The following is a 10567-nucleotide window of genomic DNA, read 5'->3' as shown; positions in this document are numbered from 1 at the left end:
AAATGAAAACTGGTGAGGGCAAGACCTTGGTGGCGACTCTTCCAGCCTACCTTAATGCCCTCACAGGCAAAGGAGTCCACATTGTTACCGTCAACGACTACTTGGCTCGCCGGGATGCTGAATGGATGGGACAAATCCACAGGTTTCTAGGGCTGAGTGTGGGCTTGATTCAACAAACCATGACCCAATCTGAGCGTCAACGCAACTATGCCTGTGACATTACCTACGCCACCAACAGTGAACTAGGGTTCGACTACCTGCGAGATAACATGGCCACTAGTATGGAAGAAGTGGTGCAGCGTCCCTTTCACTATTGCATCATTGACGAAGTGGACTCGGTGCTTATTGATGAGGCCCGTACACCCCTGATTATCTCTGGGCAGGTTGAGCGTCCAAGTGAAAAGTATATAGAAGCAGCACGGGTAGCCGCAGCGCTCCGGCGAGAAGAGCATTACGAGGTAGACGAAAAGCAGCGCAATGTGCTGTTGACAGATGAGGGCTATGTGGCAGCAGAGCAACTTCTGGGGGTATCTGATCTCTTCGACCCAGAAGATCCTTGGGCACATTTTGTGTTCAACGCTATCAAGGCCAAGGAATTGTTTACTGAGGGCGTGAACTATATTGTTGCTGATGGTGAAGTATTGATTGTAGATGAGTTTACTGGGCGAGTAATGCTGGGCCGACGCTGGAGTGACGGTCTACATCAAGCGATCGAAGCCAAAGAGGGTGTTGCTATCCAGCCAGAAACCCAAACTATGGCAACTATTACCTACCAGAATTTCTTCTTGCTTTATCCTAAGTTGGCTGGAATGACAGGTACAGCCAAGACTGAAGAGGCTGAGTTTGAGAAAATCTATAAACTAGAGGTGACGGTTGTTCCTACAAACCGCCCTCTTAGACGCAAGGATTTGTCTGATGTCGTCTATAAAACAGCAAATGGCAAATGGCGAGCAGTGGCCATGGAATGCGCAGAGATGCACAAAATTGGTCGTCCTGTGCTGGTAGGGACTACTAGTGTTGAAAACTCTGAGTTACTCTCTTGCCTGCTGACGGAGCTGAAAGTTCCCCATAATCTCCTCAATGCAAAGCCTGAAAATGTGGAGCGAGAGGCAGAAATTGTTGCCCAAGCTGGACGCAAGGGGGCAATTACCATTGCTACTAACATGGCTGGTCGTGGAACAGACATTATTCTCGGTGGTAATGCAGAGTATATGGCCCGGTTAAAGGTGCGGGAATACCTGATGCCACTTCTAGTTAAGCCAGAGGATGATGATCAGTTCCAAGTACCGGAAGCAATCTTTGGCAATCGTCCCCCAGCTAAAGGCTTTGACCCTAACCCGGCCAAAAAGCGCAAGAACTGGAAAGCATCTCCGCAAATTTTTCCTACGGAAATCTCTGCTGAGGCTGAACAACGGCTTAAAGATGCTGTGAAAGTCGTGGTTAGTGCCTATGGTTCCCAAGCTTTAAGTGAGCTGGAGGCAGAAGATTTGTTGGCGATCGCCTGCGAAAAGGCACCTACCGATAGTCCTGCCATTCAACAACTCCGGGATGCTTATAACCTAATTCGGAAAGAGTATGAAGTCTTTACCGAGCGAGAACATGAGGAGGTTGTAAAGCTAGGCGGGCTACACGTTATTGGCACTGAGCGTCACGAGTCTCGGCGCATTGATAACCAACTGCGCGGACGCGCTGGACGGCAAGGCGACCCTGGCACAACCAAGTTCTTCCTAAGTCTAGAAGACAACCTGTTACGCATTTTTGGTGGCGATCGGGTCAAGAGCCTAATGACCCTATTCCAAGTGGATGAAGACATGCCGATCGAATCACGCATGTTAACCAGCAGCCTGGAAAATGCTCAGAAAAAGGTAGAAACCCATTACTACGACATCCGCAAACAGGTGTTTGAATATGATGAGGTGATGAACAACCAGCGTCGCGCCATCTATGCCGAGCGGCGGCGGGTTCTTGAAGGGCTAGATCTTAAGGACTTGGTGTTGAAATATGCTGAGGCGACCATGGATGACATTGTGGATGCCTACACCAATCCAGATTTGCCCTCAGAGGAATGGGAATTAGAAAAGCTAACTGCTAAAGCCAAGGAGTTTGTCTATCTGCTGGAGGATTTAGATGCCTCTCAACTGGTGGATATGTCCGTGAGTGAAATCAAGGCGTTTCTCCATGAGCAGGTTGCGATCGCCTACGACCTCAAGGAAGCTCAACTTGATGCCGTTCATCCAGGGTTGATGCGTCAGGCCGAACGCTTCTTTATTCTGCAACGGATTGATACCCTCTGGCGCGAGCACCTGCAACAGATGGATGGCTTGCGGGAATCGGTAGGGCTGCGGGGCTATGGACAAAAGGATCCGCTGATTGAATACAAGAGCGAAGGCTATGAACTGTTCTTAGAGATGCTCAATGATATTCGCCGGGATGTTGTCTACTCCATATTCCAGTTCCAGCCCCAAATTCAAGCCGAAGTCTCTGATGCAGTGACTAGCTGAACTTGGTAACTGCCTATGCCTATCAGCGAGGTGTTTCTAGCTCCTGAGGGTGTGGAATCTGTAGGAGGTCTCTGGGCACTATCTGCACAGTTTTCTGCATTCATAACACGGACTTGAATCTGTATCATAAGCTACTTATATTCACCCCGGAGTCTATATCAGAAATACAGAGAATTGGTGTTGCTCTTAATGGTCACACGAATTTCACAAACCATCGTAGGATGAGTGAAATCCTGTAGTTCAAATAGTTATGACCGCTGTTACCAAACTGTTGCCTCCCGGCTTAGTCGTCTCTTGTCAAGCGCCAGTAGAATCTCCCCTCCATGATCCTCACGTGATTGCTGCGATGGCGCAGGCGGCAGTGCAACGAGGGGCGATTGGTGTTCGTATTGATACCCCTGCCCATGTGCAAGCTGTGCGACAGCGAGTCACTGTGCCCTTAATTGGCTTGTGGAAGCAACAGATTCCAGGCTCACCGGTCTACATCACACCCCAAGCTCACCATGCGGCCGCGATCGCCGCAGCAGGTGCCGACATCATTGCTATTGATGCTACCCTACGCCCTCGACCAAGAGATGAAACTGTAGCCAGCCTAATTGCCAGTATTCACACCGAGTTAGAAAAATTTGTGATGGCAGATGTAGATACCCTAGAGGCAGCGATCGCCGCAGCGGATGCCGGTGCCGATATAGTTGGCACTACCCTGTTTGGCTACACTGAGGTCACCAAAGGGCAAACGCCCCCTAGTTTTGACCTACTGACACAGATGGTGGATAGCCTAACAATTCCAGTTATCTGTGAAGGTGGCATTGCCTCCCCCCGTATGGCCCGCCAAGCCATGGATCTTGGAGCCTACGCTGTTGTTGTAGGTACAGCTATCACGGGCATCGATACCCTAGTGACATCCTATGTTAATGCCCTCTAGCCGATCACCCATCATTGGTGTCATGGGAGCAGGTGATGGAGCTACCAGCACTGATCTAGACTATGCCTATAATCTTGGCGCTGCAATTGCCACCCAAGGATGGATTGTGCTCACTGGTGGCAGACACAGCGGTGTTATGGATGCAGCTAGTCGCGGTGCTGTGGAGCATGGCGGCTTAACGATCGGTATTCTCCCTGGCAGCACCTATCAAGAACTGTCACCAGCCATCACCATCCCTATCCTCACGGGTATGGGGAATGCCCGCAACGTCATCAACGTCTTGTCTAGTCGGGTAGTTATTGCCTGTGGCATGGGAGCTGGAACTGCTTCTGAGATTGCCCTGGCCATCAAATCCAACAAGCCCACCATTCTGCTTAATGCTCCTATCGAAGCCCAGACCTTTTTCCTAGCGCTGGCTCCCCGTCATGTGCAGGTTGCCCACAGCGTGGAGCAGGCAATCGACTTCACTCGGAGGCATCTCAACCATGACCCATGAACTTCTCATCTTCAAAAATCAGCAGCTACTTCAGCAAGCCCTGACCCACCGTTCTTATGTTAAGGAGCATCCAGGCACAATTGGTGACAACGAACGGCTTGAGTTTTTGGGCGATGCTATCTTGACCTTTTTGTGCGCTGAATATCTATACCATCGTTATCCTGGCGTACAAGAGGATGTCATGACTCGTCGGCGCGCCGCCCTCGTGGACGAGCAACAACTGGCTCAGTTTGCTCTAGATATTGGTCTGGGGCCACTCATGCGCCTTGGCAGAGGAGTTATTCGAGATGGTGGTCTCCAAAATTTCAACCTGTTGAGCAGCACCTTTGAAGCTGTAGTCGGTGCCTACTACCTAGACAAGGATAGTGACATTGGTGCTGTTCGAGTCGTGATTGAGCGATTATTTGATTCAGTGCCCGATGAGGTTATGGTTTCTCGATCGGCCATTGACGTAAAAAACCAACTCCAAGAGTGGGCACAGGCCAACCTCGCTGGTACCCTGCCGCACTACGTTACAGAAAAATCAGGTGGCCTAGAGCACGCCCCCCTATTTATGGCCACTGTCTTTCTCAACAACCAATCCTACGGACAAGGGGAAGGACGTACTAAAAAAGAAGCTGAAAAACGGGCTGCTGAAGCTGCCATTGCTTACCTAAAACGTCAAGGCTTGCTCTAGGAGCAACCTATTATCCCTCATCTACTAGGATCCCTGATTAGTGCGAGTAGGTTAGGTTGCAGCACTAAGAGACACCCGTAGCTGCTCTTCATCGCTCTGGGAGAGGGATTGGGGTGAGGGCAACTGTTTTAACCTAAATTGAAACAACCATAACATCGGATACGCTTTGAATAATCTCTTAGCTCTGTTGCCCCAGACAAAGGTTTTAGTTACCCTACGTCAGGTTGATCTTGAGGTCAAAATCAGCTTTGAGCTGCAAAAGGGCTTCTGCGTTGCCTCGTGCGTCATCCAAAGCATTATGAGTGTGGGCAGTTTTACGCAAGTGTTTGAAGCTAGCAAAGGTATCCTTCACTAGCCCCTTGTATAACGACCCTAAGTTGCTGGATGAATGGCCAAACGGATTATAGCCATGGAAGTGATGAAAGTACCAGTTGATGAATTGCCAATCGAAGCCGTTGTTGTCGGAGATGAAAAACGGTCGGCCTTTGCTTTCAGCCGCAATCCAATCAGCAAACGTTGCCATGACTATTGCTGGCTCAGGAAAAGTGAGGGTCTCTTCACGGGTAAAGCCACTCACTTGCAGGGCTTCAGGAACCCAGCGATCGGAAATGGGGTGCAGTTGGGCATAAAAGGTCTTGCTGAGAGATGGTTCCACGACAATCGCTCCCAGCGAGATCATTGAATAATCTCCTGGAATTGGACCATCGGCCTCAACATCAACCATGATGTAACTCACTAGCACACCTCAGTACAGCTTCAACTACCATTATGTCTTGACTGCCGCGCTATCGAGTTGCATGGATGACGCTAGGCAGCTACGATCGTAGCCACCTAGGGCAAAAACCGGCATCATGTCAACAACTCACCGGTTTCCTGGAGAGTGTGCAAGCAATGATAGATGCCACGATGGGCTAATAGCTCACTGTGGTTGCCGACCTCAACAATTTGACCCTTATCTAACACTACAATCACGTCAGCCTCCCGTACTGTGCTAAGGCGGTGAGCAATGATAATAGTAGTGCGGGTACCGAGAATCGACCGCATCGCCAGTTGAATTGCCCGCTCTGACTCATAATCCAGACTAGAGGTGGCTTCATCAAACACCAACACATCAGGATTGACCAGCAGAGCGCGAGCAATGCCCACTCGCTGGCGTTGTCCTCCAGAGAGGCGCATTCCCCGTTCCCCAACGATCGTTTTATAGCCATTGGGCAACTGTCGAATAAACTCATCAGCACGGGCGATTTCACAGGCTTCCATCACTTGCTCAAGGCTAGCATTGGGATTGCCATAGGTCAGGTTGTCTAACACAGTGCCATTGAAAATATCCACCTCTTGGTGAACGATCGCCAACCGTTTGCGATAACGGCTCACATCTAGGCTACGAATGTCATCACCATCCATCAGAATGGCACCGTCATTCGGCTCGAAATAGCGAAACAGCAACTTTACTAGGGTAGATTTCCCTGAGCCAGAGCGCCCCACCAACGCTACTGTCTGACGAGGATAGATCAGCAGGTTCAGATCTCTCAGCACTGGACGCGCTGGATCATAGCCAAAGGTTAGGTGTTGTAACTCAATCTTGCCCGTGAACTGGTAAGGAGCTAGTGCCTTAGGAGAATTAAACTCCACAGCATCCAACCCATCTCGCTGGTGCATCAAATCATGGAAGCGAATCATAGCAGAATAGCGGCGGGCAAATACCTCCGCAAGGTTGCTAATCGGCTCTAATTCTGAATAGGCCATGTTAGCAATGGTCAGGGTAGTAATAAAATGTCCCAGGGATATTCGGCCTTGAACAGTTGCCCATAAGGTTAGGGCTAGAACTGTAAACACACAAGTTTGGACGATCGTCCGGTGCCACGTGTTCAGCAAGACATAGCCTTTATGCACTCGGTAATTTAATACTTTGAACTCTCGATCCCAGCGGGTACGTTGCCGCTCCAATTCATCAGTTTCCGTAGCAAATGCCTTGATAGTCTTGATATTGGTAACAATCTCAGAGTTGCGACTTTCCGTGTCCTCTGCGTAGCGATCAATCAACTCTTCCTCCACCATTATTTGAGTCAGATTGTTGATGCTAAACGACAAGATCACCACAAAGGACAGCACAAACAGCAGAGCAATACGCCATTCCACTAGCCAGATAATAATGAAAATCCCCGTAACCCGCATCAGCTTGGGGATCAACTGACCAATGATTTCTGGATAGGTCCAAGTGTGGTTTGATAGTCCTCTAGCGATGCGTCCAGCAATTCGACCAGGATTGTTCTCGTCATAAAACTCCAAGGGCAGGGTCAGAATTTTTTTCAGCGACTTTTCCTGGTGAATACGACGAGCACGGAACGAGGTATCCCAAAAGAACCAATGCCCAATCCAAGGCTGGATGGGTGCCCGCACAACACTGAGCAAAAAAATAGCTCCTAGCAATACAGCCAAAATCATGACTCGATCGCCGGGACGTTGCCACCAACCACCCAACCAGTCAGCGGCCTTTTGTACTGGATAATCAACAGACTGCCCTGACAGCACGTTCAGAATTTGTCCCATTGCATAGGGCGAGAACAGGTCAATAATTTCAAATAGACTGGACATCGTGACCGTGAACAGGGTTACCAGCCAATAATCGCGGTAATACCCTACGATATGCTTGATAGAAGCCATACATACCCCGCAGGTTAATCTTGTGGCTAGCTTGATTGCAATTTTCTTGATTGCGTTTTGATATTGCCAAGCCCAACGCTAAACTGAAGCAACGCAAAAAGTAACCTAAAACCGGATAAGTTAAGTCAACTCATTCACAGCAGCTCACTGTATTGTACATAATACAAACATATTACAAAGTTACTCAAGCTACCATGCATCCACTAATTTTTCTGAGATTCAACATGAATTGTTCCAGACTTAAGCCTCGATGCTAGCTTAGCGAACTTATCGTCCAACCTGCATCCACACGGCTATGGGGTCGATACACCAAGCGCAAGCTGCTATGCTGAGAGCAATTCCAGGCTCTTTACTAGGATGAACGTCTTTGTAAGCTAGGACTACTACGCATGTTGACTTGGCTAACTGACCCGCTACAACTTGAATTTATGCGGCAGGCGATCGCGATCGCAGTGCTGCTAGGCATTCTCTGCGCCATTACGGGTAGCTACTTGATCGTGCAACAGATGGGCATGATGGGTCACGTTATTTCCCATTCCATTTTGCCGGGATTATCAATTGCCTTTTTCTTTCAGATTGACTTGGCCATTGGAGCCTTTATTGCTGGCAGCCTTAGCGCTTTATCCGTCGCGTGGATTCATTCTCAATCTAGGGTTAAGGCAGATGCTGCTATGGCCTTAGTCGTTTCCGGCTTCCTCGCCCTTGGTGTGATGCTGATTACTCTGCTGAATACTACACAGCTCAACCTTGACGAGATTCTGTTTGGCAACATTTTAGGTGTAACCAGCCGCGACCTGTGGCAAACCCTGGGGATCACACTGTTGGTGGTAATTTTAGTTAAACTTTTCTACAAGGAATTGCTGTTTTACACCTTTGATCCCCTTGGTGCCCAAGCCTGTGGACTGCCCATAACGGGGTTATATCTAGGACTGATCGCTGTAATCACTTTAACCGTAATTGCTAGTATCCAAACCGTAGGTGTGCTACTCGTGATTGCCCTTCTGATTGCTCCTAGCACTACAGCTTACCTGCTGGTCAAAGAGTTGCACTGGATGATGATTACAGCAGCCATAATCGGCATTATTTCTGGTGTTGGTGGCATGTACCTCAGCTACTACGCCAATGTACCCTCAGGGCCTGCGATCGTCCTCTTAGGAATTGGTTGCTTCCTGCTAGCATTTCTGTTTAGCCCATCTCAGGGCATTGTCACCCGTCCTGAGAGTCGTCATCGGCTGGTAGTTTTCTTCCATCGCTTGGTAAACAGACTAGTTACAGCCAACAAGTTTACAGCCAAAAAGTAGTGTCTATCTATGCAACACAGACAGCACCAGATGGCTCCATACCTCTACCAGTAGGGTCGGTCTCATAGAACTCTGTTATTAGGCACTATCTATGACTGTCTATAAGCAGGAAAAAGCTCTGAAAAAAGGATTTGCAACTTTCTACAACTTTATGTGAGAGAGGCTACAATCAGGAAAGCCTCAGAAAAAATCTGAGCATTAGTCTCTTGACTTTGCTATATTGGCTAGGCAGCTAAGGCACACCACATTGGTTGTTGCCACAGGATTGTCGGTATTACATGATTGAGTTATGGTTAAAACTGTATAGTTCTAGGATTCTAGCGATGAAGCCTCTAGCTAACGGTTTTGACTATGCTGCTCGGTACATTCTGTAGAGAAGCCTCGACGCTGTGGTTGACCATCAGGTTTGATGCTGAACCCTTTAGTGTGTCGTAAAGACATAGTTGACCCCTATTACTTCAAGGAGCACGAGGAACTTGGCATGATCCAGGCTAACAACGTACTCGAACGGTTCGAGTTGCTATCTTCTGGAGAGAGTCTCGATGAGGTTGATGTAGTGATCGAGGGTGAAGGTGACCTTGATCCATCCGATATTGAGCTAGATGATGATTTTTTTCCCGATGATGGAGAAGATGACGACGACAATCGCGACGAAACCTTAGAGTTGCCGTCCGAGGAAGAAGAAGCCAAGCCTGGTAAGGCTCGCACAACTCGTCGGCGTGCACAGAGCAAGAAGAAGCCTTACACCGAAGATTCCATTCGGTTGTACCTACAAGAAATTGGGCGGATTCGATTACTCAGAGCAGACGAAGAAATTGAGCTAGCTCGCAAGATCGCTGACTTGCTGGAGTTGGAGCGAGTTCGTGAGAGTTTGTTGGAACAGCTAGACCGGGAACCGCAGGACAGCGAATGGGCAAGTGCTGTCAACATGGCATTACCAGCGTTTCGGCACCGTCTTCACGTCGGCAGACGGGCAAAGGATAAGATGGTGCAGTCTAACCTTAGGCTGGTTGTCTCGATTGCCAAGAAGTATATGAATCGGGGGCTGTCTTTCCAAGACTTGATTCAAGAAGGTAGTTTAGGTCTGATCCGTGCGGCTGAAAAGTTTGACCACGAAAAAGGGTATAAGTTTTCGACCTATGCAACGTGGTGGATTCGTCAGGCCATTACCCGAGCGATCGCTGATCAGTCCCGAACGATTCGCCTGCCTGTACATCTCTATGAGACCATTTCGCGTATCAAAAAAACTACTAAGTTGCTGTCTCAGGAAATGGGACGTAAGCCGACGGAAGAAGAGATTGCTACACGCATGGAAATGACGATCGAGAAGTTGCGGTTTATTGCCAAGTCTGCACAGTTGCCAATTTCCCTGGAAACTCCGATCGGTAAAGAAGAAGACTCTCGCCTAGGTGACTTCATTGAATCAGACGGTGAAACTCCTGAAGATCAGGTATCTAAGAGCTTGCTGCGAGAAGATCTTGAAGGTGTTTTAAGTACCCTTAGCCCACGGGAGCGGGATGTGCTTCGCCTACGCTATGGCCTAGACGATGGTCGGATGAAGACCCTAGAAGAAATTGGGCAGATTTTTAATGTCACTAGAGAGCGGATCCGCCAAATAGAGGCTAAGGCACTGCGTAAGCTGCGTCATCCTAACCGCAATAGCGTGCTGAAGGAATATATTCGCTAGTCCTAGGATTTACGAGTAGTTGGTTATCTCGCCTAGTTTCCTGTAACGAGCAGAAGGAAGTGCCAGTAGTGAGAATTTTTAGTCCTCGCTACTGGCTTTAGTTAGAGATGTGCCTTAATTAACCGCTTGTCGGCTACAGCACAGTGAGACCTCTGTCTTGAAGAAAGATAGCATGACGTTGCTGAGCAGAAGTATGATTCTTGCGCTTGAGCTTCTCGCAGCCCTCACTCCAGCCCTCTCTCAAGGGAGAGGAACCAAGAATTCTGGCTTCCTTCTCCTTGATGAGAAGCAGGGTTGAGATGAAGGTAATTCATACC

The 10567-nt window shown here is 48.8% G+C and carries 8 protein-coding genes; 6 read left to right on the top strand and 2 right to left on the bottom strand.

Annotated features, from left to right (window positions below):
* The 4 genes from secA to rnc form a co-directional block, all read left to right on the top strand.
* Window positions 1–2501, top strand: a 2501-nt coding sequence (secA, locus tag NZ772_06695; GenBank protein MCS6813244.1) for a preprotein translocase subunit SecA, incomplete at its 5' end; no start/stop codon positions are given.
* A 250-nt stretch (window positions 2502–2751) separates the two neighbouring features.
* Window positions 2752–3426, top strand: coding sequence for an N-acetylmannosamine-6-phosphate 2-epimerase (locus tag NZ772_06690; GenBank protein MCS6813243.1), 675 nt, complete (start codon window positions 2752–2754; stop codon window positions 3424–3426).
* Window positions 3410–3922: a cytochrome gene (locus NZ772_06685; protein MCS6813242.1), complete on the top strand. Its 513-nt coding sequence runs from the start codon at window positions 3410–3412 to the stop codon at window positions 3920–3922. The genes NZ772_06690 and NZ772_06685 overlap by 17 nt, the downstream gene beginning before the upstream one ends.
* Window positions 3912–4598, top strand: a complete 687-nt coding sequence (gene rnc / locus NZ772_06680) for a ribonuclease III (GenBank protein MCS6813241.1) — start codon at window positions 3912–3914, stop codon at window positions 4596–4598. Before NZ772_06685 ends, rnc begins: the two co-directional genes overlap by 11 nt.
* Window positions 4599–4812: 214 nt before the next feature.
* Here rnc and NZ772_06675 read toward each other — a convergent pair whose 3' ends face one another.
* Window positions 4813–5334 (bottom strand): 3'-5' exoribonuclease, encoded by a 522-nt coding sequence (locus NZ772_06675; GenBank protein ID MCS6813240.1) that lies wholly within the window; start codon window positions 5332–5334, stop codon window positions 4813–4815.
* A 113-nt stretch (window positions 5335–5447) separates the two neighbouring features.
* On the bottom strand, window positions 5448–7262 hold the full coding sequence (locus NZ772_06670) for an ABC transporter ATP-binding protein/permease (GenBank protein MCS6813239.1): 1815 nt from the start codon (window positions 7260–7262) through the stop codon (window positions 5448–5450).
* 389 nt (window positions 7263–7651) lie between these two features.
* Between NZ772_06670 and NZ772_06665 the strand changes: the two genes are divergently transcribed.
* Both NZ772_06665 and rpoD read left to right on the top strand, forming a co-directional pair.
* Window positions 7652–8563: a metal ABC transporter permease gene (locus NZ772_06665; protein MCS6813238.1), complete on the top strand. Its 912-nt coding sequence runs from the start codon at window positions 7652–7654 to the stop codon at window positions 8561–8563.
* 481 nt (window positions 8564–9044) lie between these two features.
* Window positions 9045–10250 (top strand): RNA polymerase sigma factor RpoD, encoded by a 1206-nt coding sequence (gene rpoD / locus NZ772_06660; protein MCS6813237.1) that lies wholly within the window; start codon window positions 9045–9047, stop codon window positions 10248–10250.
* The last annotated feature ends 317 nt before the right edge of the window (window positions 10251–10567 follow it).

This window comes from Cyanobacteriota bacterium, from assembly GCA_025054735.1.
GTDB lineage: Bacteria > Cyanobacteriota > Cyanobacteriia > SKYG9 > SKYG9 > SKYG9.
The sequence above is the reverse complement of the archived record's forward strand: the minus strand, read 5'-3'. Positions and strand labels throughout refer to the sequence as shown.

Bases quoted from the DNA above. Each gene is read 5' to 3' on its own strand.
- NZ772_06690 (MCS6813243.1), top strand. From the start codon at position 2,752: ATGACCGCTGTTACCAAACTGTTGCCTCCCGGCTTAGTCGTCTCTTGT.
- NZ772_06685 (MCS6813242.1), top strand. From the start codon at position 3,410: ATGTTAATGCCCTCTAGCCGATCACCCATCATTGGTGTCATGGGAGCA.
- rnc (MCS6813241.1), top strand. From the start codon at position 3,912: ATGACCCATGAACTTCTCATCTTCAAAAATCAGCAGCTACTTCAGCAA.
- NZ772_06670 (MCS6813239.1), bottom strand. From the start codon at position 7,262: ATGGCTTCTATCAAGCATATCGTAGGGTATTACCGCGATTATTGGCTG.
- NZ772_06665 (MCS6813238.1), top strand. From the start codon at position 7,652: ATGTTGACTTGGCTAACTGACCCGCTACAACTTGAATTTATGCGGCAG.
- rpoD (MCS6813237.1), top strand. From the start codon at position 9,045: ATGATCCAGGCTAACAACGTACTCGAACGGTTCGAGTTGCTATCTTCT.